Consider the following 24,993-nt stretch of genomic DNA (forward strand, 5'->3'; position numbering starts at 1 on the left):
CTATTCTCAATTGAATATATCACTCCAATCGCGATTAATAAGCGCGAGTACTTCGGTATTAGGTACCGGTTTACTAAATAAATACCCTTGGAAATGCTTGCACCCTCTCGCCTTTAAAAAAGCAAGTTGATGCGAGCTTTCTACGCCTTCAGCTACACACTCTTTGCCTAAACTATCTGCAAGCGCGAGTGTTGATTGGATAATGGCCTCATCATCAGAGTCTATGCCTATGTCTTGTACAAAGCTTCTATCTATTTTGAGTACATCAATAGGAAAACGTTTTAAATAGGTAAGCGATGCGTAACCTGTACCAAAATCATCCATGTACAATCTACAACCCAACTTTTTAAGTTGTTCCATGCTGTGCAGCGCTTCTTTTGAATCACGCATTAATATTGACTCGGTTATTTCAAAAACAATAGCCTCAGGTGATACACCTGAATTATTTAACGCTTTTTTAATTTCAGGTACGAGTTCTTTAAACTCAAAATCTAGTGCTGATAAGTTAATAGATAAATACAGGTTAGGTGAGGCTTTTCGCCACTCTTTTAACTCCAATAAAGCGCGCGCAAAGGTCTGCAGCATAATTTTTGTAATTAAGCCTATCCCCTCTGCAGCCAGCGAAAACTCTTGAGTTTGTACTAGTTTATTTTCGGGCCAACGCAGCAGCACTTCAAAGCCTTCTGTTTTTTGGCTCTTAGCATTAATAATAGGCTGATAGTAATTACAAAACTCTTCTTCTCGATACGCTCTAGTAAGCTGAGATTCAAGATGCAGCGCTCTTTGAACATGCTGGTTCATCTCTTGCTTATAAAACTGGTAGCGCCCTTCTAAAGAGTCTTTTGCATGATATAACGCTATGCTCGCAGCTTTTAAAAGTGCGGGGCCTTGCTCTGCGTCATCTGGCGATATCGACACACCAATACTTAAATTAACGTTTACAACTTGACCATTAATCGCAATATTTTGATTCACGCAATCCATCAACTTAGTGCATATTATAAGTACTTGCTCTATCTGATGAATATCTTCTACTAACACAACAAACTCATCGCCACCAAATCGCGCAACACTATCCGATGGTCGCAAGGAGCACTTTAAGCGCTCAGCAACTTCTTTAATTAGCTCATCAGCCGCTTCGTGCCCTAATGAGTCATTAAAGTATTTAAAACGTTTAATATTGATATGTAACAAAGCCACTTTGCATCCATGCAGTTTTGCTTGTTCAAGGGCGTGTTCAACGCGGTCATTAAATAATGTACGATTTGGCAGCCCAGTTAAGGCATCGTAGTTGGCCAATAGGTGCAGCTCGTTTTCAGCTGATTTTTGTGCGTTTATATCGGTTAAAATAATGACATAACTATTAAGGCGCTGCTCGTTATCGGCCACTGCACTTATTTTCACAAGTACATGACGCGATTCACCATTAGCTAAAACCACACTGTCTTCGCACGAAAAATGCTCCCCAACAGATAGCTTTTGCATAATGCGTAAATAATCAAAACGATTGCTGCGCGATATACCTAAATTTAAAGTCCGGCTAGATAACGACTCAGCGGAGAAGTTAAAGGCGGTTTGCAGTGATTTATTAGAAGCCCGAATATTTAAGTTTTTATCGAGTATAAACACCCAATCACGTGTTTGCTCAAATGCTGCCGTAAATAGTAAAGCGTGTTCTTCAAACACCATCTCACGGGTCATATTTGTATAAGTACCCGCTACTTTTTGTGGAGTTTTATCATCCCACTCAACTACTTTTCCAAAGTCCTTATACCAGCGCCAATAGCCTTTTGCATGGCGCAGGCGGTAGGTACAATTAAAGTAACCTTTATCGGTAGATAAAAACTCAAGCCACTCTAAGCGAAATAGCTGTTTGTCCTGCGGATGAATTTTAGATAAATATTCATCAAGGCTTACGGTTTCATTTTCGTAGCCTAACTCACTCGCTAAGCGAGGTTGGTAAATACTTGGATTGCTTGATTCCCAATCCCAAACACCCGATTCGCTGCCTTCAAGCGCTAGCTTTAGACGGGCTTCGCTTTCTTTACTTTCTTTATTTGCTGCCAATAAAATACGCTGAATTTTATTACGGCGCATAACCCACATAGCAACAAAACCAATAAACAGCATGGCGTAAAGCACCATAAAATAAGGTGCACGCCAAAGCGGATACTTTACTTTTATTTTTAAAATAGCAGGCGAGGTATATTCGCCAGTCAGGGGGTCTTTAGCCCAAACTTTTAATTGGTAATTACCTGGATTCAATTTTGGAAACAATACGCGGTTGTTATTTCGAGTATAACTTTTTTGTCCGTTATCGAGTTGATACTCATAAATAATGCGTTCTTGATTACTAAATGCCATGGCAGAAAATGCCACTTCAAGCCCAATATCATCATGATTTAACACAACTTCGTTGAGCGGCTGTTTTAAATCAAGCGATAGATCTCGTGACATTAAATCAACTCGCGTAATATTTACGTGATCAATAAGTGACTGGTAATTTTGGTTTTCCATTGGGTGAAAATAAGTAAAACCTTTTAAGCTACCATACGCAATATGGCCATCTTTAAGCTGTGCCATGGCGTTACTATTAAACTCAGCAGAGAGTAGCCCTTCAGATGTAGAAAATTGTTGAAAATGAAGTGTTTCTGGGTTTAATCGCCAAATGCCTTTATGGCTACTCATCCAGATCATGCCATCATCATCTAGCACCATATCGTAAAGCAATGTGCCTAATTTATTCTTCTCTAGATCGATTGTATGTACTAATTGATAAGTAGACGCATCAAGGCCTATCAAGCCAAAATTAGAAAGTGATATCCACAATATATTGTTGTTATCAATTAAATAAGAAAGCACGCTAATGGCTACGTTTTCGTGCTGCTTTGGCACTTTGTAAATCATTTTAAGTGCTAAATCACTTGGGTTTACTTGATATAAAATTCCAGCATTAAAAAATAGTGGCGAGTCTGGCTTATTGCTCAACGCGGGTAAAAAGCCATGAGCTAAAAAGGGTTCAAACTGGTCGAGCTGGCCACCCAGACGCGTTATTACTTGAGAATCTATATTGTATATAAATACCCCATGATCTGAGTGCACAAAGTATAGATCTCCATTTGGCATTAGTGTAACGCCATGCACTCTACCAGTAATCAACTCTTGATCAGCAGGGTTATGCACTTTAGGTTCGCTAACTTGATGCGTTACAGGGTCAAAAATAAATAAACCACGGTTTGTATAAAGCCATAAATTATCTTTATAGGGCGTTATTTCATATACGGTAAACTCAGTGTTGAGTAAGTCGACTTTGTAGTCTTTTAAATAAGCTTTACCAATATTTGTTTTTAAATCAACCTCGGTAATACCGTTATGCGTTGCAAGCCAAAGCTTATCTTTATATTCGGTAATCCCCCAGATAGAGTGATGTGATAAACCATCCCCCCCGAGCAAAGTGCCATCGACATTATTAAAATGATAGCTGTCGTGAGATAAGTAAAACGCTCCATCAGTCTTAGTCGCAACCCATGTACCACCCGATTTATCTTTAGCCATATCAATAATACTGGTATCGGCAAGTGTGTACTTACTTTTGGCTATTCGAGTATTTTTAATCATCTCTTTTGTGTTTAAATCAAATTTAAACAAGCCTTTGTCGGTAGCTAAATCTATTGTTCCGTGTTCGTTTACTATGCTCCAAACATTTAAGTCACTTAGTAATACTTTACTTTTAAAAGGTAAATCTGGGCGTTCAAACATTTTTGATAAGTTACTAATATCAACTTCGTATAAGCCTTGTACCGCCCCTACTAACAACTGTTTATTTTCACCTAATGCGAACGACTTAACATTATTTTGGTAAATATGTTCAGCTTCACCTTTTAAGTGCTGTAGGGGTCTAACTTGCTCTGTTGCAATATCAAATACGTATGCACCATGGCTTGTACCTATAAATATATAACCATTGTAGGCAAACAGCTTTCTCACAAGGGTATTTTTATATTTAGCAGGCAGCTCAAAAATAGTTGTTATTTTTCCGGTTGCGATATCAAGCTTTGCAAAATCGCGGCCTCGCCCAATCCAAAGCGTTTTTTTATCAACGGCCACCATACTAAAAACAGACTGATTGATAATTTCTTCTTCACTGGTAGGTTTTTCAAGGAATTGCTGATATGAATCTGTTACGGGGTCGTACCTAAATAGGCCTGCAAGTAAAGAGGCTATCCAAATGTGCCCTTGAGGGTCTTGGTAAATACGATCGATGATCGCCTCTTCTAATTCACCATTAGGTCCATTTATTGGAATAACTTGATAGCCATCATAACGATTGAGCCCAGCCTCTGTCGAAAGCCACAGGTAACCGTTAGTGTCTATAAGCATAGTATTAACGTAGCTTTGTGATAAACCTTCGCTAGGAGATAAACGTTTTACTTGTGCCTCTACTTGGCAACTTAGAATAGTTATTAAAACTACAAAGCAACTAATTATCCCATTAACGCATTTACTCATGCTTATTCCATATTATTATTTATTATTATGGGTACTCTAGAGCGACTATATTTCGATGTTTGTAAGTATCAAAAAGTACTTGTAAAGCAAGAGTATATGTTAACACCTGGTTAAAACCAATAGCGCGATATAAATCAGCTACGTTTTCATATGCGAAGGTCTTTATCTCTCTATTTTGGGACTTCAAGAGTGTGGATAACAATTGTTTTGCAATCCCTTTACCGCGATGTTCCAGCGCAACAAACATGGTAGATAAAAATAAAAACTCTGTTTTATCTTGTAATCTACATGCTGCCACTATTTCATTATTATAGTAAGTAACCCATACCTTATCTTGTTTATTAGCACGCCCTCTTACGCTGTGCTTTTTATAAAATTTATTCACTAGTGGGGTTTTTAGTTCATTTAACACTTCAACTTTATACATTTTTATATCGATATTTAGCTAAGCATTAGCGCTAAATACTGTTCAAATTTTTGTTTCAAAACCATTTGCTCTGCCATTGGGCGGCTATGGATTGTGTTGTAAACTTGCTCTCTCGTTTTTTTGTTACGCTTAATTTGATACGCCCAAAAAGACGCTTCATAATCTAACTGAATTTGATATTTTTCTTCACGTGGTAATAGGCACAAATTAAAACTCACAATACTTCCTCATTCGCTTTTAAGATTATTTGATTCCCCCTCTAAACTGGGCAAGAGGTAATCTACTTGTTATTATACGCGTCTTATTTTATTTATTTCTGTAGTAATTGGAACCGATAATGAACAGACGTTTTAGTATCTTGTTATTATTGGTAAATTTATTTTTTATTGCACCTTGTTTTAGCCATCAATACAACCTTACTTTTAACCGTCCGCAAAGCACACCTCAAGCTGATTATGCCTTAGAGCTTTTAAAATTAGCATACGCAGATATAGGTTTTAAAATAAATATAATCGATTTTAACCATCAAAATGCTTTGCTCGCTGCAAATAATGGCGTACTTGATGGGCAGTTAGGAAGAGATGCAAGCATTGAAAAAAATTACGAAAACTTAATTAGAGTTGATTATGAGCTATTTAAGTTTGACTTAGTATTATATAAAAACTGTTTGCCTAGCCGTTTAGAGCAGCTCGATAGTGTCGCAATTATTGACGGTTACCCTGTGCAAGAACATTATTTAGCAAACACACAGTTTGCAGGAAATATTATTAAAGTTAAAAGCATTAATACCCAACTCAATTTGCTTGCTCAGCAGAAAGTACAAGGGGCTTTAATGATTAACTTTATAATGCAAAACAATGATCTCCCGTCACCTCAAGGCTGTTTTGTAAAAGAAGTATTGAGTACTCATCCGCTTTATCATTATTTAAATAAGCGTAATAAAAACTTAGTAGAAAAGCTTAAAATGTCATTAATTAACTTAACTAACAATGGCACTGTGTACGCACTAAGAGCCAAATATGGATTGAGCTTTTAAAAGTCGAACCCTTGCTGCTGCGCCTGCGTGCTTGGCACTGCATTTTGCTGTTTTTTTTGTAGGTAGCGCTTGTAGCGCTGCTGGCACAAACTAAGCACCTTCTTTTTTTGGTCGTTCGATAAGGTATTCCACGAAAAGCGTTCATCCCGACTACGATAACACCCTTTGCAATACCCTCTGTTATTAACTAAGCAAATACTTTTGCAAGGACTTGGAATATCAAATATTTCAATTTGTTGCATGTATATGTACCGCCCAGTTGAAGAGGAGGTATTAGTATAGCGTTATTTTTGAGCAAAAAAAAAGCAGCAATTTAATTGCTGCTTAGTTTTGTTGAGCTGGGATTATTAATACTCACAGCTATTGGTATTTATCTCTGTTTTACGGTGAAATGGCTTAGCGTACATGGCCAGCACTAACGGTTTTAACTCTTCTGGTACACAAGCTAAACGCTTCTCAAACGTCGCTGTATCTGGAGAGTCTATTACCGCCTCTTTACAGCCACCAGCAATGTAATTACCTGGGTGCAAATAAAACGAATCTACAATTTGCCTATCAATTGTTTTAGCAAGCTCTTCAGCACTATCACATTTAGATTCGATTGGCTGTCCAAATGCTAAATGCACATGCCCTTTAGCTGAACTAAAACCTTCAACAATACTGGCAATATCTTCACCCGCTGACTTAATATATTCACCATGATGCTGTTTATGATAAAGCTCTTTAGCCTTAGCAATTGCACACGGTTCATATTGATAAGAAATAGAAACAGGCACTATTTTTAACTCTTTAATATAATCGCCAAATTCTTTCTTTTGTTTACGTCCATTTAATTGCAACATTTTTAAAAGGGCAGGATCTGTTTGATCAAAACCGTCTTTTGCACGCCCTTCTTTTTGTGCAATCCAAATAGAATTTCCACCGATTAAAGAGTCATAGATATATGACGATAACTGGGTTAATGCTTTTAACATTTCTTTTGGTGCTTTAGCAGAGCGCTTAACAATAAAACTTTTATTTAAACGCATAAGCTCCGTAATGTAAGGTATTTGCAATAAATTATCGCCAATAGCAATACGCACTGTTTTCATTTTATGCTGATATAAACCCCAATTAACTAATGCAGGATCAAGCACTATGTCTCTGTGGTTTGAAATAAATAAATAAGCCTGATTAGCGTCTAACTGATCTAGCCCAGAAAAGGTAACTTTTGATGTGGTGCGCTTCACTAGTTTATCTAAGTATTGCGCCACTTCATTTTGCACATCTTCAACGGTGCTTACTTTGCCCCATTTTTTGCGTAACTGACTTCTTACCATTGGACGCGCAATAAAAGGCACTGCCGATAAAAAGCGCGGTAAATTATACTTTGCTATTACATCAATAAACGCATCATCGTTAATCAAACGTGTAAGCGACGCCGCAACTTCGTCGTCGTTGTATGGGCGTATATCTGCGTATTTATCTTCTAATTCACTCATTACTACATCTACAATGTTAAAAAACGGCACGCTAAAGCGCACCGTTTATGTCTATATCCGATTATAACTCAGCCAATCTAAAATGCGAAATAACCAAAAAAGCGATTTTTATTTTTAGCAACTTGCTTTAATGCCGAGTTTAATTACCTTCTATGACCATAGGCTTGCTTATTAGTGCAATAAAACTGATCAGTCTAGCAAAATACCATGTTCTCAATCTGCTAGTGGGCAGACCACTACTACATAGCCCTCTAATCATTTGGTAGTAATACCATTAACAAAGCCTTTCTTTCGTAGTACCTTAAGCCCATATTTTAGATTTTTGATGGATCGTAAGCCTCTTTTTTACGATTTTAACTCTTTCAGATCCACTTATTTTAGGGCTCATAATGAACATTACTATTCTTGATAACGCAACGTTAGCTAAAACATCTCTTTCGTGTATAGAACAACTTGGTAAATTAACGACTTATGAACTTACCAGCCCAGAGCAAGTTATTGAGCATTGCCAAGGCGCTGATGTATTAATCACTAATAAAGCAGTTTTGAGTCGCGATACGATTAGTCAGCTAACACAGCTGAAATTAATTTGCGTAAGTGCAACCGGTACTAATAATGTTGATTTAGAAGCCGCTAAAGAATTTGGTATTGCCGTCACTAATGTAGCTGGCTACTCAACACCTTCTGTTGTTCAACATACATTTTCTTTAATTACTAACTTACTGGGTAACACCCACCGCTATCAGGCAGATTGCCAGCAGGGCGCGTGGCAAAAAAGTGAAATGTTTTGTATTCTTGATTACAGCTTTAACGACTTACAGGGTAAAACATTTGCCATTATAGGCGGCGGTACACTAGGCAAAGGCGTTGCTAAAGTGGCTGAGGCATTTGGCGCTAATGTCATTGTTGCAGAGCGTAAAGGGGTTAAATGTCGTGATGGTCGTACGCCTTTTGAAGATGTCATTAAAACAGCCGATATAATCAGCATACACTGCCCGCTTACAGATGAAACACGTGATTTAATTGCACTTAATGAGCTTAAAATGATGAAGCCAAGCGCTATAATTATTAATACGGCACGTGGTGGTATTATTAACGAAGCCGACTTAGCAACAGCGCTTGAGCAAAACCTAATTGCCGGTGCGGGCGTTGATGTACTCACTAAAGAACCTGCTGAAGCTTCAAACCCACTTGCTAGTTACACAGGCAATAACTTATTGCTTACTCCACATATTGCATGGGCAAGTACTGAATCTATTGTGCGTCTAATTAATGAAGTAAGTTTAAATATTGCTGCATTTACTAAAGGTGAATCACGCAACCGCTTGGTTTAGCCATTTTATTGTAGTAATCAAATAAGCTAAAAAATGGCTGTTTTTACTAATATATTTAATATTTTATTAGATAAAAACAGCTTAACTCACTTAACAAACTGATTCATAACAACTTATCAATATGGTCTACTCTTTGCTTTAATACAGTTAATAACCAATTAAAAATCTTATTAAGGTAAATAAAAATGAAAAAATCACTTTTAGCAGCCGCTTTAATCGCTCCATTTTTAACAGGCTGTGTTATTGCCGTGTCAGATGGCGAAGCTGAGACTCATTGGGCAGGGAAAACTCATCAAGCTGGCAAGCACAGCATAAAAATAATCGTGAAGTGATATCAGAGCTAAAAATGGATAGCAGCTACCAGTCTGTTTTAACGCAATTAAAAACGCCTAATTTCACTGAGCTATTAAAAAAAGATGACGATGTATACCAAGTACTTTTTTATGTAACGCATAGCAAGCATTCAGATTCAAAAACAACAAAAGATGAATGTACGCCACTAGTATTTAAAAATGATAAGTTAGTGGGCATTGGTGACACCGCTTTAGGTATGATCACGCAGTAACCAATAAAAAATGTTTGATACAAAAACGCCAATATATGAATATTGGCGTTTTTTGTATATTAAGTTTTTAGCGTGCGACTATTCTATCTCGCCCTGCATCTTTAGCGGCATATAAGCCTAAATCGGCCTCTTCTAATAATGCTTGCTCAGCATATACTTTACCACTTTGTGTAGTGGCAATACCTATACTTATAGTGATGTGGTCTGCATTTAATGAAGCTTTATGTTCTATATTCAAAGCATTTACAGCATTGCGTAATTTATTAGCAAACTCCATAGCTTCATGCTTATCAATTCCTGGTAGCACAGCAGCAAATTCTTCTCCGCCATAACGAGCAATAAAGTCACTGCCACGTTCACATTGAGCCGCAAGTGCTTGCGCAACATTCTTTAAACACTCATCGCCAGCACGGTGTCCGTAGCAATCGTTGTAACGTTTAAAGTGGTCTATATCCATAAGTAACACCGATAGCGGTGTTCCACTTCGCTTGCTGCGGCGCCATTCTCGAGATAAGTTTTCATCAAGGTAGCGTCTATTTGGTATTTCAGTTAAGCCATCTATCGAAGCTAGCATTTCTAGCAAATCATTTTTTTGCTTTATGAGGAGTTGGTTGCGCACTCTAACGCGAACAATAGAAGGACTAAATGGCTTGGTTATGTAGTCCATTGCACCGAGCTCTAAGCCCTTTGCTTCATCATCATGGCTACGATTGGCTGATATAAATATAATAGGAATAGACTGAGTTATTGGGTTTTCTTTAAGCTCCACAAGTACTTGATAGCCGTCAATTCCAGGCATAATTACATCAAGGATTATTAAATCAACTTGCGCTGTTTTTACAAAGGTCAGTGCTTTTTCACCACTTTCAACCAAGAACACGTCGTGTTCTGCTTTAAGTGTTTTTTCAAGTACTAATCTGTTGATTGGATCATCATCCACAATAAGTACTTTAGCTCTTTTCGACATCCCTAACCCCTAGCCCTTTTATAAAAACAATTACCTGTTCTAGCTGTATGATAAGCTCTTGTAGTGTTATTTCAATAGGCTTATTAGTTGTTTTAAGCGTTCTTTCACACAATAAAGCACAATGTGATAATCGTCTAAAACCTAAATTACCTGCTACACCCTTGATACTATGCACTAAACGTACCAAATCATCCTTATTGGTTGTTTCTTCTAGTTGCGATAGCTGGGTTTCACACAAGCTAGCAAACTTATCAATCATCGTATTAAGTAGTTTTTCATCCATACTAAACTGCGTTAAAGCAAATGATTTTTCAAAAAAACTTGGTTTAACTAAGTTTAAATCAGCAATTGCATCAATAAGTACTTTAGCAACAACCGGTTTAGTTAAATGTTTATTCATGCCGCACTTTAAAGAACGCTCTACATCAGCAGGCTCGCAATGAGCCGTTAAAGCAAAAATAGGCAGTTGCTTTGCGTCAAACTGTTGACGAATCAAAGCGGTTGCTTGACAGCCATCTATTTTCGGCATTTGCACATCCATCAATATTAAGTCAGGCTTTAAAACTTGCAATAATTCCATACCAATTGATGCGCTTAAAGCCGTAACAACATTTACGTTTGCTTGGCGCAGAACACTGCTAATTATTTCTAAGTTAAGCTGATTATCATCAATTGCTAATACAAGTAGACCCGATATATCAGCTTTACTTTCAGTTGCACTGTGAACTGCGGCACTTGTATTAACTATAGGCTTTTGCTGAGAGTTCAAACTAAATAGCCTTTGCCCTAATGCCGATGCTTTAACGTGATGCGCAGCTAAGTGCTCGCTTGTCGGTAAATTAAGTGTGTGCTGATGATTAATAATAATTACCGATGTTTCTTTAGCTGATAACGAATCATTAATCGCTTCAACATTTAAAAGTGCAGGTAAGTCAGCTGCATCAATTATTATTTTTTGAGTATTAGAGAGCTTAATTGGGTATTTTAGTACTTCATCTAAATTAATATTAGCAAGTTCGTTATATGCATTTGTCACCTGCTTAAGCTCTTTACTTTGATCAGATAAAATAGCCAATGTATTAGTCGGTAACACTGTGTTTTTAGTGGTATCAACTAAAAAGCTAATACTGAAATAAAATTCGCTGCCGTGGCCTTTTTTACTCTTTAAAGCAATCTCCCCACCCATTAACGATACTGCATGTTTAACAATAGCTAAACCTAGCCCAACCCCTTGGTGTATGCGGGTTGAAGATTCATCACCTTGAGTAAAAGCGTCGAATAAGCGACTTTGATCGGCTTCATCTATACCCATGCCAGTATCAATTACTTTAAAGCAAATATGCTGTTGCTCTAGGCTATCGCTTTCAATAAGTTCCATTTTTAAAGTAATGGAACCTGTTTTTGTAAACTTAACGGCATTAGTTAATAAGTTACCTAATATTTGCTGCAAACGTATACTGTCGCATATCAAATCAGGTGCTATTAGCGGGTCAATATCAATAAAAAACTCAATACCTTTTCCTTCGCACAATGGAGCCGTTAAGCTTTCACAAATATCTACCAGCTCAACCATGCTAAAAGATGCTTGTTTTAAATCGGTTTGCGAACCTTCAATACGTGCAAAATCAAGCATTCTATTAAGCATTAATAACAAGCTTTGTGCTGCATGCTTAGCTTGATCCGTTTGTTGTAATTGCTTTTGCGTTAAGCCTTGCTCAATTAACATATCAAGCAACCCTAAAACAGCGTTCAAAGGGGTACGTATTTCATGACTTAAATTGGCTATAAAGCGGCTTTTAGCTAAGGTTGCTCGTTCAGCATCTAGTTTTGATTTAGTTAAGGCACTTACATCCTGAATGTGTATAACATAATAAGCTGGATCGCGGTTTTCATCCCAGACAAGCGATACACTTAGTTGCAACCAGCTTGTTAAACCCCCTTGAGCAAGCGTTAAATGGTATACGCGTTTTTTGTCATCTAGCAATTGCGCTAATGTGCTTTTTATTTGCTGCCATTGGGAGTCATCAAATAATGCTTTCAACTGCTCCCCAACTAGTACTGGCTGATCAGAAAACTGCTTTCTTGCTGCTTTATTAACTTGTAATATTGTGTGTTCAAGCGAGAGTAAAACCACGCAGTTAGCCGCAAATTCAATTGCACTTCTAAATTTAGATTCAGATGATTTTAAGGCCAATAATGTTTGTTGCTGCTCGGTAATATCGCGGCCAATACCCATGGTTCCTAACAGGTGTTGGTGCTCGTTATAAAAAGGTGCAATAGTAAGTTGATACGATTTTGTATCGGTTTCTATTCGCTGTTCAACACTATTTCTATTTTGTAATACTTGTTTTTCAAGCGCATTTATTTGCTGATCATTGTCACCTAAATCATCCACATATTTACCAACTAATGCAGTTTGATCTTTACCGATATACGCCTCAAATGCTTTATTGCATCCTAAGAATGATCCATCAATGTTTTTAAAGTAAATAAGATCTGGCACACTGTTTAGCATAGTGTTGAGTAAAGCTAAGTGGCGCTCTTTCGCTTCGTAACTGCGGCTTAGTTTTTCTGATTGCAGCTGAACTTGGTCGTCCAGAGCTTTATTTGCACTTTGTAATGAATCAACTAACTGTTTGTTTTTAGTAAATACACGCTTCACTTTAGAAAACCAAGGTTGCCAGCTCAATGGTACTTTGTAATTTAGCTGCTCTTGGGGTTGTGTACCGTTACTCTCAAGGTATGACATTAAGTGAGTCATCGGCTTTATAAAAATACGCTGACTTAACCAAAAAAACACGCCAAACATAATACTTAAAAATAGCGTTAAAAATGTAAACTCTAGTAATATCTCATACTTAATTGAGCTTATTAATTGGGGTTTGTGCTCGTAAAATGCTGCGTGAATAGGTAACTCATCCATAGGCTGCATAAAGTAATTACTATCACTAGTTAATACTGTTTTTTGACTCTGATGATCGGCCAAGTCTGGCCAATAATTTTTTAACGCAGTTGCTTGCTCTATTATCTGTTTAGAGCTGGCGATAATTTGATGCGATTGGTTCATAAAAACGTATTCACCACTGTTTGGTGACACCTTTTTTAACCATCCAGAAATTGCTTGAACATCATAAATTAAAATAATGTACTCGGCTGAGCCTGTGCTTCGTTGTCGACCAATAGCAAAATACGAATTGTCATTCACTTTAACAATAGGACTTGAAGTAAGTTTGTTTTGCGAAAATTTTGGCTTAAATTTTCCATTTAGAATTTCAGTAAGCATTAAACTTTGGCTTTTGTTGTGCCTGCTTACATAAGCAAAACCATTATCATCAACATACGCTACAGCAGATAACGACTGCATCAACGCAAGCGTTGTATTAAACGAAGGCCCTAATGTAATAGCCTGCTGCCACTGCATTAATGCCTTAGCTGATAACGCAAACTCACCTTTACCTACAATTTCCGTACTTTGATCAATAAAATGACGATAATAGTAACCATCATATTGATTTATGCCTTCGAGCAAATCTTGGTTTATTTTGGGATAAGTCGCTTGCTCGTATAAGTTAAACATGGTGGTAAGTAGATTACTCACCGAGTCCATCCCGTGAGTAACCTGTGCTGAAACATTTGTAAAATCAGCTTGGCGTTTTTCAACCGTCCGCTCAAGCTTTATATTATATAAGTGCAAGCACAGTAAAAAAGCGACAATCAATGGCACTAACAGCGCAATAAATAATGAACGATAATAATGCTTCAGAGGTAAAAAATTCAATGTACTGCCTGCCATTTGGCTCGAAAATCAATCGATAGACTATCGAGCCAATTTGTTAAGCGCAAGTTATAAATTTTCTTCTGCAAATGACGCTAAGCGACTACGCACAACACCGTTGAGGTTTATTGTTGCGCTGCCTTCAAAGTTTTTAAAGCGCTCTACTATGTACGTCAAGCCCGATGTTACTGGCGTTAAATAGTTACTATCAATTTGCGCCAAGTTACCTGTACAAATTAATTTAGTACCTTCGCCGCAGCGAGTAATAATCGTCTTAAGCTGAGATGCCGTTAAATTTTGGCTCTCATCTAAAATTACCACCGCATTTTGAATGCTACGCCCGCGCATAAAGTTAACCGATTTAAACTGTACATTAGCCTTCTCCATTATGTAATTTCGACTCGATATTGGATTTTCGTCGCCTTTGTGCAATACCTCCAGCGTATCAGTGATAGCTGCAAGCCATGGCGCCATTTTTTCCTCCTCCGTGCCTGGTAAAAAGCCTATAGACTCTGCTATTTCTGGCGTATTACGGGTAACTATTACTTTATCGTAAATACCTTTTTCGATGACCATTTCAAGGGCGCTGGCAAGTGCTAACAAGGTTTTACCACACCCTGCTGGTCCTGTTAAAATAACAAGTTCAATACCTGTATCCAGTAATGCATCTAATGCCATCCCTTGATAAATATTTTTGGGCTTAACGCCCCATGCTTGTTGATGCATTAAACGCTCAACACCAATATCTTTGAGCGTTATGTGCTCGTCATCGTACGATTTAACGCGCGCCGCAAACTGCTCCCCTCCATCAAGTAAATATTCATTACAAAATACATCTGGTATTAAGTTTTTAGACACATGATGAAACGTATCGCGTCCGTGCTGCTGCGTATTACACTCCCCTACATGATCCCAAAAATCCCCTTCAATTTTTTTATAACCACTAGTGAGTAGGCTTATATCGTCAATAAGTTGGTCGGTACGATAATCCTCAACATATTTAAGCCCGGCGCCTTTGGCTTTTAAACGCATGTTTATATCTTTTGTAACAAGTATTACTTTTGAATCACTGTGCTGCTTTTGTAAGTACACGGCGCAATTGATAATACGATGGTCGTTTTCGTTACCAGGCAAACCAGAAATGGAGTCGGCAAATAAATGGTCGTTTACAATAATGAGGGTACCGGCAGAGCTCGCTTTTGCCTTTTTGTTACTCGGCAGCGCCACGCCTTGTAGCATTTGTTCAGGCGTTGCATTTTTAAGTACTTCATCTAATCCACGAATAGCGACGCGCGCATCACGGCTTACGTCGTGTTTTCTGTCTTTTATATGGTCAAGCTCTTCAAGCACCGTCATCGGAATTACAACGTCATGCTCTTGAAAAGACAAATAAGCGAGTGGTTCGTGAAGTAGTACGTTGGTATCTAGCACATACATTTTACTTTCAAGGTTCGAAGCTTTTTCCATAGCACTTTCCTTACGTTTTATGATTTTTATGCTATACCAAAATAACTAAGTAAAACGGGCAAAACTTAAACCTGCAATACTTAATTGCTAAGGCATAATGTAAGTTTAGTCTATTTGTCATAAAAGTCCGTTTTATTACAAACTGTAATTAGTTTTGATTTACCTAAAAAAGAGTCATAAACAAGCTGTTTTAATAGTAATAATTAACACTTACAAAATTAATTAAAAGTGAGCCAAATAGCGCCTTGCAGTGGTGTTAGCTTACAGGTAACATAGCCGCCTTTTTCATCATAGACGAGACATACATGAATTTTTCCTTAGGTCAGCGTTGGATCAGTGATACAGAGTCAGATTTAGGATTAGGCACCGTTGTTGCCATTGAAGGCCGTCAGGTCAGCATATTATTTCCTGCCAGTGGTGAAAACCGTGTTTATTCTAGTGCAGAAGCACCTGTTACCCGTGTGGCATTTAATCCTGGTGATGTGATCAAAAGCGTTGAAGAATGGGAATTAGAAGTAGAGTCTATTGAAGTACAAGGCGAGTTACTTTGTTATCACGGCACCCGTGTTGATAATGGCGAAACAGCCAAGTTAAAAGAGACCTTTTTAGATCATTTTATTAAGTTTAATAAACCACAAGATCGTTTATTTGCAGGCCAAGTCGATCGTTTTGATCGCTACACACTTCGCTACCAAACGTGGTTACATAAATTTGAACGTGAGCAATCGCCTATTAAAGGCTTAATTGGTCAGCGTGCTAATCTTATTCCGCACCAGCTTTATATTGCCCAAGAAGTGGGTAAACGTTTTGCACCACGCGTACTTTTATCAGATGAAGTAGGCCTTGGTAAAACAATTGAAGCGGGCATGATACTACATCAACAAATTATTAGTGGCCGTGCGAGTCGCGTACTGATTGTGGTGCCTGAAAACTTACAGCACCAATGGTTAGTAGAAATGCTACGCCGCTTTAACTTACGTTTTTCTATTTTTGATGAAGAGCGCTGCGACGAAGCGTTTGCAGATTCTCCAAACGTGTTTGATACAGAGCAACTAGTACTTACCAGCCTTGAGTTTTTAACCAAGAAAAAACGTTGGTTTGAACAAGCAACACTTGCTGATTGGGATCTTTTAGTAATAGATGAAGCCCATCATCTAAGCATCAATAACGGCAAGCCAAGCTCAGAGTACCAACGTATGGCAGAGCTTAGTCAAGATATTCCGGGCCTTATTTTACTTACCGCAACGCCTGATCAACTTGGTCACAGCAGTCACTTTGCGCGTTTACAATTACTCGATCCGGATCGTTTTTACGACTACGACGTGTTTAAAGAAGAAGAAGCTAATTATAAAGACGTAGCGCAAGCTGCAAATCAATTACTGCAAGAGCAAGCTCTGGACGACGCAGCCAAAGCCACGCTAATTGAGCTATTAAAAGAAACCGACATTACTGATATTCTTGAAAAAGCACAGCAAGGTGATTTACCAGCGCGTAAAGAAATACTTAACATGCTACTCGATCGCCACGGCACAGGTCGTATATTATTCAGAAATAGCCGCAGCGGCATTGATGGCTACCCTAGTCGTAAATTACACGCCTACCCAATGGCATTGCCAAAGCAGTATAAAACGGCTATGTCGGTTCTTGGTAACATGGGCGGCATTCAAAACCCTGAACTAAGTGCACACCGTGCTCTGTTTCCTGAAAAAATATTTCAAGAATTTGAAGGCGAAAGCGCAAGCTGGGGTTTATTCGATCCACGTGTAGATTGGTTAATCGACACCCTTAAAACACTTAAGCGCGAAAAAGTACTGCTTATATGTGCTAAAGCTGAAACAGCTATCAGCCTTGAGCAAATACTGCGTGAACGCGAAGCAATTAAAGCGTCGGTATTTCACGAAGGCATGTCTATTATTGAGCGTGACCGCGCTGCTGCATTTTTTGCAGACGAGTACGATAATGCACAAATATTACTGTGTTCAGAAATTGGCTCAGAAGGTCGTAACTTCCAGTTCTCGCATCACTTAGTGTTGTTTGATTTACCACTAAACCCAGATTTGCTCGAGCAACGTATTGGTCGATTAGACCGTATAGGCCAAACACAAGATGTGAACATTCATGTGCCATATTTTGAAAACACCGCTCAAGAAGTACTGCTACGTTGGTATAACGAAGGTCTAGATGCATTCGAATCTACATCAACAACGGGGCAAATGCTTTATAAAGAGTTCCGTGATGACCTACTTGAGTATATTTCTGCGCATAACTGCGATGAAGACGAGCTCGATCCATTACTTGAGCAAGTAGCGCAACAAAATGCGGTACTGCGTAAAAAAATGGAAAGCGGACGAGATCGTTTATTAGAACTACATTCATCGGGTCAAGGTGCTGCCGATTCGCTTGTAACTGATATCGAAAAACTCGATAACCAGTTTGAATTGCCAAGCTACATGATCAACGTGTTTGACACATTTGGCGTAAGCCAAGAAGATAAAGGCGAAAACACCATTATCTTAAAGCCAACGGAACATATGTTAAATGCATCGTTCCCATCGCTTAAAGAAGACGGTATGACGGTTACCTTTGATCGCGACACGGCACTTTCGCAAGAAGATGTACACTTTATCAGCTGGGATCACCCTATGGTGCAAGGCACCATGGATATGATTTGTGACGACGACTTTGGTAGCGCATCGGTGGCTTTACTTAAAAACAAAAAGTTACCGCCTGGCACCTTTTTTGTTGAGCTTATTTTTGTTGCAGAAGCAATGGCACCAAAAGTATTACAAGTTGGTCGCTTTTTACCGCCTACACCAATTCGTATATTGCTTGATAAAGCAGGTAATAACCTAGGTGAAAACGTGGCATTTGAAGGCTTTAATCAGCAGTTATCAGCCGTAGGCCGCCAAACAGCAAGTAAACTTGCCGGTGCATTGCAAAGCGCTGTCCACCCAATGATCACTACCGCTAAAGATATGGCACAAGAAAAACTTGAAGTTATTCGCGCAGCGTCACTTGCTAAAATGCAAACGTCACTCAGTGAAGAGCAAGAACGACTTGTTGCCCTTAAGCAAATTAATCCGAATATTCGCCAAGAAGAAATTACCTTCTACGATAAGCAACGTAACGACCTAACTACGTATATTGAAAAAACGCAGTTACAACTTGATGCAATTCGCTTAATAGTGGTTTCACACTAAATATTTAGTTTTTAAGCCGGCTCCAGAGTAAATTTAGAGTCGGCTATTAAGCTTAATTGATATAAATAGCTGTATCTTTTTAAACTTCATTTAAAAACCACGTGTTCTTATTTTATTATGAGCCAATTCTACCCTCTCTAGCTATATATTAAGCCCTTTGTTGGACTGTTGATTTTGCCCAACATAACCGTATCTAAAAACTCAAGCTGCACTCTATACAACTATTCTGTGAGATAGTTGATAGGTTTATTTTCCCTTGCATAAAGTTGTTTTTTTGTTAACCTACTCGCCTTCCATTTTAGTCTTTTTGAGGTGTTTATGGCGTTTCTATCTCGTTCGATATTGGCGTTATCCATGGCGCTCTCAAGCACTAGTGTCTTTGCTCAAGCCCAATGCGATGTTGAATTACGTCATGGTTTAATTATTACTGACGATGCAATTCGCATATTAGATAAAGGCCAAACTCGTGTCCAAATTAATAACAATAACCAACTGTTTATTCGCGGTTATTGGGTTGATTTAAGCGATGACGAAAGCAAAGTACTCGAACAGTTTAGTAATGGTATTCGCCACACAGTCCCCGAATTAGTAAACCTTGCTACCGATGGTGTTAACTTAGGTTTAAGCGCTATTGAACACGTAGTTGAAGGTATGTCAGACAAAGAGCCTGAAGTACTTAAAACACAATTGCAGTATGTAGAGCGCGCGCTAATGGATAAGTTTAAGCGTGGAGATGACTTCTTTTTTATAGCCCCTCAATCACTTTCGCAAATAGATGATTTTTTTACTAAAGAGATCAGCCAGCAAATTCACTCTGCTGTTCATGGATCGTTAGGTGCTATTTTGGTATCACTTGGAGATGCGTTTAAATCGCGTGAAGGTAATATAGAAGATCGCATTAACGACATGGGGCAACGCATGGATATTATCTCAAGAGAAATTGATAAATCGCTACAAAAAAAGGCACATCAATTAGAGCTTAAGGCTTCTGAGTATTGCGAATGTTTAAATGCACTCGATGTAACCGAATCTCGCTTACAGGCAATAGTACCAGGTATGGCCGATTACGATTTAGTGCAAATAAAGTCTTAGAGTACGTATTCGGTTTTAGAATAAAATAACACCGAGTATAAATATACTCGGTGTTTTGCTTTGTAATTGATTAAAACTAAGCGCTTCTACTTTTTATTCTAAATTGGTGAGCCTGGCGGGATTGGCAGCACTTTAAAGTTGTTTGGCCATTGCCCTTTAATTAAAAACTGATTTACTTGCTCAGCTAAATATTGCTTAAACGCGCTCTCGCCAGTACTTGTATGGCTCAGCATTGAGTTTTGGTTAAAGTCTTCACTCAACTTAACTAAGTAGTAACGTAACTGCGCCTGCACTTCAGGGCTTGCACTATCGCTTGCTACTATATCAGCCATGGCTTTTGCAGTTAAAAATTGCACGCGCTGAGTTATTTTACCTGTCATTGTATTAGGTGATGACGCGTTAAACACTTGGCCATATAGCTCCTCAAGTAACTCATCTAAACTATAAAAGTCATTACTACGTGCTTGTTGCTGCGCTAAGCGATTTAAACGCTGTGCATTTAATAAAAGCGACAAGCTGTGCTGCACTGCAACCTCGGGTAATGCCATTGCATCGAGCGTTAACCCTGTGCGCCCAACTATGCTCTCGCGCGACTTAGACTCGCCATACGCTTTTGGCGGAATTAGCGATAGTACCGATTCAGGAAGTAATAAGTTACTTGGCTTAAGCGTTGCAAAAATAGCGTTTACCGCTTCTTGCTGTGTTTTTTTATTAACGACTTGTGCGCCTTTTACAGGTGAATCACCGCGTGTTTCGTATTCGTAATCAACACCGGCTATAAGCTTAACCGCAGCCTCAACCTGAAAACGGTGAAACAGATAAAGCGGAACTAGTTTTTCCTCTAATTGCGATAATGAATCACCCGTTTTAATATTATTAATACCAAACTGCGAAAGCGCTTTTTTACGTACGTCGAGTACTCTTAAAAGCTCCTGCGAAGGATTAGTGCCGTTATCCCATAAATGAGCTGTTGGATGTGCGCCACCTTTAGCACGAGCATCACTATCTGATATAAACTCAAGGCCTTTGCCTTTGTTCTCTTTTAAAATAGCAGCGAGTTCTGCGCTTTCATCTTGGTTAGTGAAATCGCTATAGCCATATTTAATTACTTGGGTATCCCACACGCCCATGCCTGTTGCATACCCGCGCGTTACATCAAGCTTACCTTGTTCATTAAAGCTAAGTAGCGGATGTGGGTAATCCATTACAGAAGCTCTATCACCTACCGATGCCGCAAAGTTATGAGCAATACCTAACGTGTGGCCAATTTCATGCGCGCTTAATTGGCGAATGCGATCAAGCGCCATTGCTTGCAAGTTTTTAGCAACTTCATTACCTTTTAAATAAGGAGCAGCGAGTGCTTCAGCTATTAAAATATCTTGGCGAACACGCAATGAGCCAAGTGTTACATGCCCTTTAAGTATTTCACCTGTACGTGGGTCAATTACAGAACTTCCGTATGACCAACCACGCGTTGCTCGGTGTACCCATTGAATGACGTTGTAACGAATATCCATAGGGTCGGCGCTACTTGGCAGCACTTTTACTATAAATGCATTTTTATATCCTGCAGCAGTAAATGCGTCGTTCCACCATTTTCCACCTTCAAGCAAAGCGCTTTTAACGGGCTCTGGAACGCCAGGATCAAGGTAATAAACAATTGGTTTAACAGGTTCACTAATAGGTAAACTTGAGTCCTTTTTAGTTAGACGATGGCGCGGTATATAACGCACATACATAGACTCACCAAGCGGCGCTGCGTAATCTTTATGCTCTATACTCCAAAAACCTGATTGCGGATTAAACTTACGAGGTGTGTAGTTATCATTTGGTAATTGAATAAGTGAATGATGCATATGAACAGTAAGCGCATAAGGGTCGGCACTTACTTGGCGAACAAATTCACCTGGTTTTGTGCCCTTAAATGTAAGTACGGCTTCAAGCTCGGTGTTTTTTACAAATGCTTTTGAGCGATTCATATAAACGGCGCTACGTGATTCATCAAGACTAAAGTTCCCTTGCTTACGTGCAGCAAGCGTGCGGCTTACACCGTGTACATCACTTAATAAATAAGGCGTGTAATCAATAAGTGCTGTGGCTTTATCTTCTGCGACCACTTTAAAACCAGCAAGTATACTTGATGCAAACGCTTCTTTAATACTTTGCTGTTCAGCCTTATTGCTTGTGTTGGCACGATAGTAAGTATTTACAGCCCGCAGCATTACTTTGTCGCCAAAACGCTCAAATTGCACAAGGTGCGTGTTACCAAGCTGACCTCTATCGAGGCCTATATCGTTAGAGCCAATACCGTAAGGCAAGCTTTGCTGCAGTAAAAATTGTTGTTCAAACTTATCTACTTTTAAATATACTTTCCCGTTTTGGGTGTCGTAAAAAAACGAATAATAGCCCGGAAAATGATTCATTTGCGTAGTAAATTCATCAATTGACTTAATTGCTGCGTGCGCTTGAGTTATGATAGAGCACAGCACAGTAAAGAATATGTAACTTAGTAGTGGTATTTTTTTCATAATCTTATCTTTGTTATTTGTGTTTTAAGTACGATTAGGTGGTCCCATTATAGGGTGCTATTTAAACAATACAGTTATTTAAGACGAATTTCAGCGCTCTAAGCTAATCTCTCTCACATTATGATTGGTTTTAACACGTTATCAGGAAAATAGAATGCGTAGACTCCCTCCAGTATTACTTGAAGATGGTTGTTCAAGAGAACTTTTATCATTAATTCGAACAATTTTAGCAGCATGTAAAGAAATTTCGTTTCGCGTTGGTCAAGGCGCGCTTTCTGGCGTATTAGGCTCAACCCTTGATGAAAACATTCAAGGTGAAACTCAAAAAAAACTCGATGTATTATCTAATCAGCTGTTAAAAGATATTTTACTGGAATCAGGTACGGTTAAAGCAATCGCGTCTGAAGAAGAAGACTACACAGTAGCAGGTAACCCAGACGCTAAATTTATAGTGGCATTTGATCCACTCGATGGCTCGTCAAATACGGATATTAACTCACTTGTGGGTACTATATTTTCTATTATGGAAGCGCCTGAAGGCTCAGACGCTGCTGATCAAAGCATATTTATGCAGCCCGGCCATAAGCAAGTTGCTGCAGGTTACGTACTTTACGGGCCATCAACAATGCTTGCGCTGACTACAGGTAAAGGCACGCGCATGTTTACTCTTGATAAAACACAAGGCAGCTTTTTACTTACACAAGATTTTGCAAGCATTCCTGCTGATACAAACGAATTTGCCATTAATACGTCTAACCAACGCCATTGGCAGCCAGCTATGCAAAACTATATCAATGATTTGCTAGCAGGCGATACAGGCCCGCGCGCTAAAAACTTTAATATGCGCTGGATTGCAGCAATGGTGGGCGATGTACATCGCGTGCTTAGCCGTGGCGGTTTGTTTACTTACCCTACAGACACGAAAGATCCTAAAAAGCCAAATAAATTACGCCTACTTTACGAAGCAAATCCAATGGCTATGTTAGTAGAGCAAGCTGGCGGTATCGCTTCAACCGGTACTGAGCGTATTATGGATATTCAGCCTGATGCAATCCACCAGCGAGTAGCTGTTATTTTAGGTTCTAAAAACGAAGTAGAAACGTGCTTGGGATATCATAAATAATCGCTTAAAACGATTACCTTCAATTTAAAAAACCGCATTCAATTGAAGTGCGGTTTTTTTTGGTGAAGTTTTACACCTCGCTTTTTAAACAAATCAAACTTTTACTAACGCAACTATTTGAGCAAGCTTTTGATGATTAAGCTCTCCCATTTGCTCGCTATTACTGAGCGCATAAATAAAACCTTCGTGCTCAGTACAATCAATATCATCTCGCGATTCAATTACGTTTGCCCAAAGCTCTAAATCATCTAAGTCTATTTCGTTACTTAAACAGCGTTTCAGCACATCAATTAAAACCTCGGTTGAGAGAGTATAATGAGTTTTATTGCTATCAGCAGGGCTTGAAACGATAACCGATATAGCTTCGTCCCTTTGCTCACCAAATGTAATAAATTCAGCTAATGCTTTTTGTGTATTCATAATATTTGTTATTCTTGGCTCACTGTTACTAAAAAGAATTATAATGACTGAACTTAACTGCACTCAATGCCACAGTACTTTAACGTGTAATGTAGACGATATATCAGCGTGTTGGTGCAATGAGCTGCCGGCTATTTTACCGCTTGATATCACAGCAACAAGTTGTTTATGCCGCAAGTGCACGCTGAATAAAATAAATACTTTTTTAGAGGGTGTTTATACACAACCTATTAAAACCCAAATAGACTTTGCAAAGCAATATAGAGGTAACGACAATTTAATTGAAGGGCTCGACTACACCATGCAAAGTGGTTACATGATATTTAGTAAGTGGTTTTTTTTAAAGCGTGGTTCGTGCTGCAAAAATGGTTGTAAAAACTGCCCTTATGGTTTTAGAAAGTAAAAGCTATTTAATACAACTACGACCAAACATTGGTTTTTACCTTCTCATTTTCATCTCTTTCACTTCTCCTTGTGAGTAGTATTTTTAAATGCAATTATTCACAAAGAGGTTTAGAGACGCTGCGCTTTTAGAGTAAGTGATTGTATAAAAATAGTATTTAAATACGAGTAAGCACTGGTTTTTATCTTCTCATTTTCTTCTCTTTTACTTCTCCTTGTAAATAATATTTTTAAGTACTGTTATTCACAAAGAGGTTTAGAGGCGCTGCGCTTTTAGAGTATGTGATTGTATAAAAATAGTATTCAAATACGAGTAAGCACTGGTTTTTACCTTCTCATTTTCTTCTCTTTCACTTCTCCATGTGAGTAATATTTTTAAGTACTGTTATTCACAAAGAGGTTTAGAGGCGCTGCGCTTTTAGAGTAAGTGATTGTATAAAAATAGTATTCAAATACGAGTAAGCACTGGTTTTTACCTTCTCATTTTCTTCTCTTTCACTTCTCCTTGTAAATAATATTTTTAAATACTGTTATTCACAAAGAGGTTTCCCCCTGTGTCAGGATCTGACTCTTATACACAAATAAATTAGGCTTCAATTGAACTTTACTTATATCAGTCGATCAGATCAGTTATAACGAAAAAACCGATCGAGTTTAATTATTATGC

The 24,993-nt window shown here is 38.5% G+C and carries 16 protein-coding genes and 1 pseudogene; 7 read left to right on the top strand and 10 right to left on the bottom strand.

The window, feature by feature from the left end; genetic code table 11:
• Nucleotides 1-6 precede the first annotated feature (6 nt).
• Genes I6F10_RS15500 through I6F10_RS15510 form a run of 3 tightly spaced genes read right to left on the bottom strand, consistent with a single transcriptional unit; the run spans nt 7 to nt 5,154 of the window.
• Nucleotides 7-4,509: an EAL domain-containing protein gene (locus I6F10_RS15500; RefSeq protein WP_197099100.1), complete on the bottom strand. Its 4,503-nt coding sequence runs from the start codon at nt 4,507-4,509 to the stop codon at nt 7-9.
• 25 nt (nt 4,510-4,534) lie between these two features.
• Nucleotides 4,535-4,936 carry a GNAT family N-acetyltransferase gene (locus I6F10_RS15505; protein WP_182196850.1) on the bottom strand — a complete coding sequence of 134 codons (402 nt, stop codon included), beginning with the start codon at nt 4,934-4,936 and terminating at the stop codon, nt 4,535-4,537.
• Nucleotides 4,937-4,950: 14 nt separating this feature from the next.
• Complete coding sequence (locus tag I6F10_RS15510) at nt 4,951-5,154, bottom strand: DUF3283 family protein (RefSeq protein WP_002962585.1); 204 nt, start codon at nt 5,152-5,154, stop codon at nt 4,951-4,953.
• Between the two features lie 119 nt (nt 5,155-5,273).
• Between I6F10_RS15510 and I6F10_RS15515 the strand changes: the two genes are divergently transcribed.
• The gene (locus tag I6F10_RS15515) at nt 5,274-5,972 is read left to right on the top strand and encodes a substrate-binding periplasmic protein (RefSeq protein WP_197099101.1); all 699 of its coding nucleotides are present in this window, start codon (nt 5,274-5,276) and stop codon (nt 5,970-5,972) included.
• Here the strand turns inward: I6F10_RS15515 and I6F10_RS15520 are convergent.
• Complete coding sequence (locus I6F10_RS15520) at nt 5,969-6,214, bottom strand: DUF1289 domain-containing protein (RefSeq protein WP_008170756.1); 246 nt, start codon at nt 6,212-6,214, stop codon at nt 5,969-5,971. The two genes, I6F10_RS15515 and I6F10_RS15520, sit on opposite strands and share 4 nt — an antisense overlap.
• Before the next feature lie 105 nt (nt 6,215-6,319).
• Nucleotides 6,320-7,453 carry a 1-acyl-sn-glycerol-3-phosphate acyltransferase gene (locus tag I6F10_RS15525; RefSeq protein WP_165744522.1) on the bottom strand — a complete coding sequence of 378 codons (1,134 nt, stop codon included), beginning with the start codon at nt 7,451-7,453 and terminating at the stop codon, nt 6,320-6,322.
• 389 nt (nt 7,454-7,842) lie between these two features.
• Here I6F10_RS15525 and I6F10_RS15530 point away from each other — a divergent pair, with 389 nt between their 5' ends.
• The gene (locus I6F10_RS15530) at nt 7,843-8,787 is read left to right on the top strand and encodes a D-2-hydroxyacid dehydrogenase (RefSeq protein ID WP_165744517.1); all 945 of its coding nucleotides are present in this window, start codon (nt 7,843-7,845) and stop codon (nt 8,785-8,787) included.
• Between the two features lie 185 nt (nt 8,788-8,972).
• A pseudogene (locus I6F10_RS15535) lies at nt 8,973-9,352 on the top strand (DUF3192 domain-containing protein).
• Nucleotides 9,353-9,419: 67 nt separating this feature from the next.
• Here I6F10_RS15535 and I6F10_RS15540 read toward each other — a convergent pair.
• Genes I6F10_RS15540 through I6F10_RS15550 form a run of 3 tightly spaced genes read right to left on the bottom strand, consistent with a single transcriptional unit; the run spans nt 9,420 to nt 15,561 of the window.
• Nucleotides 9,420-10,319: a diguanylate cyclase gene (locus I6F10_RS15540; RefSeq protein ID WP_024605076.1), complete on the bottom strand. Its 900-nt coding sequence runs from the start codon at nt 10,317-10,319 to the stop codon at nt 9,420-9,422.
• Nucleotides 10,303-14,112, bottom strand: a complete 3,810-nt coding sequence (locus I6F10_RS15545; RefSeq protein WP_197099102.1) for a PAS domain-containing hybrid sensor histidine kinase/response regulator — start codon at nt 14,110-14,112, stop codon at nt 10,303-10,305. Before I6F10_RS15545 ends, I6F10_RS15540 begins: the two co-directional genes overlap by 17 nt.
• 51 nt (nt 14,113-14,163) lie before the next feature.
• Nucleotides 14,164-15,561 carry a PhoH family protein gene (locus I6F10_RS15550; protein WP_165744519.1) on the bottom strand — a complete coding sequence of 466 codons (1,398 nt, stop codon included), beginning with the start codon at nt 15,559-15,561 and terminating at the stop codon, nt 14,164-14,166.
• Nucleotides 15,562-15,866: 305 nt separating this feature from the next.
• Between I6F10_RS15550 and rapA the strand changes: the two genes are divergently transcribed.
• Together rapA and I6F10_RS15560 are read left to right on the top strand one after the other, a co-directional pair.
• A complete protein-coding gene (gene rapA / locus I6F10_RS15555; protein ID WP_024595181.1) occupies nt 15,867-18,761 on the top strand; it encodes an RNA polymerase-associated protein RapA in 2,895 nt (964 codons plus the stop codon).
• 318 nt (nt 18,762-19,079) lie between these two features.
• A complete protein-coding gene (locus I6F10_RS15560) occupies nt 19,080-19,853 on the top strand; it encodes a YggN family protein (protein ID WP_024595182.1) in 774 nt (257 codons plus the stop codon).
• 98 nt (nt 19,854-19,951) lie between these two features.
• On the opposite strand, the gene I6F10_RS15565 is transcribed toward I6F10_RS15560, so the two are convergent.
• Nucleotides 19,952-22,381 carry a zinc-dependent metalloprotease gene (locus I6F10_RS15565; RefSeq protein ID WP_165744520.1) on the bottom strand — a complete coding sequence of 810 codons (2,430 nt, stop codon included), beginning with the start codon at nt 22,379-22,381 and terminating at the stop codon, nt 19,952-19,954.
• Between the two features lie 154 nt (nt 22,382-22,535).
• Here I6F10_RS15565 and I6F10_RS15570 point away from each other — a divergent pair, with 154 nt between their 5' ends.
• Nucleotides 22,536-23,504, top strand: coding sequence for a class 1 fructose-bisphosphatase (locus I6F10_RS15570; protein ID WP_165744521.1), 969 nt, complete (start codon nt 22,536-22,538; stop codon nt 23,502-23,504).
• Nucleotides 23,505-23,597: 93 nt separating this feature from the next.
• Here I6F10_RS15570 and I6F10_RS15575 read toward each other — a convergent pair whose 3' ends face one another.
• Entirely contained in the window at nt 23,598-23,924 is a 327-nt protein-coding gene (locus tag I6F10_RS15575) for a hypothetical protein (protein WP_004335492.1), read from the bottom strand.
• A 43-nt stretch (nt 23,925-23,967) separates the two neighbouring features.
• Between I6F10_RS15575 and I6F10_RS15580 the strand changes: the two genes are divergently transcribed.
• Nucleotides 23,968-24,327, top strand: a complete 360-nt coding sequence (locus tag I6F10_RS15580; protein ID WP_004335496.1) for a DUF5522 domain-containing protein — start codon at nt 23,968-23,970, stop codon at nt 24,325-24,327.
• The last annotated feature ends 666 nt before the right edge of the window (nt 24,328-24,993 follow it).

It is taken from the genome of Pseudoalteromonas sp. SWYJZ98, from assembly GCF_015864495.1.
Lineage (GTDB): Bacteria > Pseudomonadota > Gammaproteobacteria > Enterobacterales > Alteromonadaceae > Pseudoalteromonas > Pseudoalteromonas distincta.

Excerpts from the sequence above, each read along its gene's own strand:
- I6F10_RS15500 (WP_197099100.1), bottom strand. The coding sequence starts at position 4,509 with ATGAGTAAATGCGTTAATGGGATAATTAGTTGCTTTGTAGTTTTAATA.
- I6F10_RS15505 (WP_182196850.1), bottom strand. The coding sequence starts at position 4,936 with ATGTATAAAGTTGAAGTGTTAAATGAACTAAAAACCCCACTAGTGAAT.
- I6F10_RS15515 (WP_197099101.1), top strand. The coding sequence starts at position 5,274 with ATGAACAGACGTTTTAGTATCTTGTTATTATTGGTAAATTTATTTTTT.
- I6F10_RS15520 (WP_008170756.1), bottom strand. The coding sequence starts at position 6,214 with ATGCAACAAATTGAAATATTTGATATTCCAAGTCCTTGCAAAAGTATT.
- I6F10_RS15525 (WP_165744522.1), bottom strand. The coding sequence starts at position 7,453 with ATGAGTGAATTAGAAGATAAATACGCAGATATACGCCCATACAACGAC.
- I6F10_RS15530 (WP_165744517.1), top strand. The coding sequence starts at position 7,843 with ATGAACATTACTATTCTTGATAACGCAACGTTAGCTAAAACATCTCTT.
- I6F10_RS15540 (WP_024605076.1), bottom strand. The coding sequence starts at position 10,319 with ATGTCGAAAAGAGCTAAAGTACTTATTGTGGATGATGATCCAATCAAC.
- I6F10_RS15545 (WP_197099102.1), bottom strand. The coding sequence starts at position 14,112 with ATGGCAGGCAGTACATTGAATTTTTTACCTCTGAAGCATTATTATCGT.
- I6F10_RS15550 (WP_165744519.1), bottom strand. The coding sequence starts at position 15,561 with ATGGAAAAAGCTTCGAACCTTGAAAGTAAAATGTATGTGCTAGATACC.
- rapA (WP_024595181.1), top strand. The coding sequence starts at position 15,867 with ATGAATTTTTCCTTAGGTCAGCGTTGGATCAGTGATACAGAGTCAGAT.
- I6F10_RS15560 (WP_024595182.1), top strand. The coding sequence starts at position 19,080 with ATGGCGTTTCTATCTCGTTCGATATTGGCGTTATCCATGGCGCTCTCA.
- I6F10_RS15565 (WP_165744520.1), bottom strand. The coding sequence starts at position 22,381 with ATGAAAAAAATACCACTACTAAGTTACATATTCTTTACTGTGCTGTGC.
- I6F10_RS15570 (WP_165744521.1), top strand. The coding sequence starts at position 22,536 with ATGCGTAGACTCCCTCCAGTATTACTTGAAGATGGTTGTTCAAGAGAA.
- I6F10_RS15575 (WP_004335492.1), bottom strand. The coding sequence starts at position 23,924 with ATGAATACACAAAAAGCATTAGCTGAATTTATTACATTTGGTGAGCAA.
- I6F10_RS15580 (WP_004335496.1), top strand. The coding sequence starts at position 23,968 with ATGACTGAACTTAACTGCACTCAATGCCACAGTACTTTAACGTGTAAT.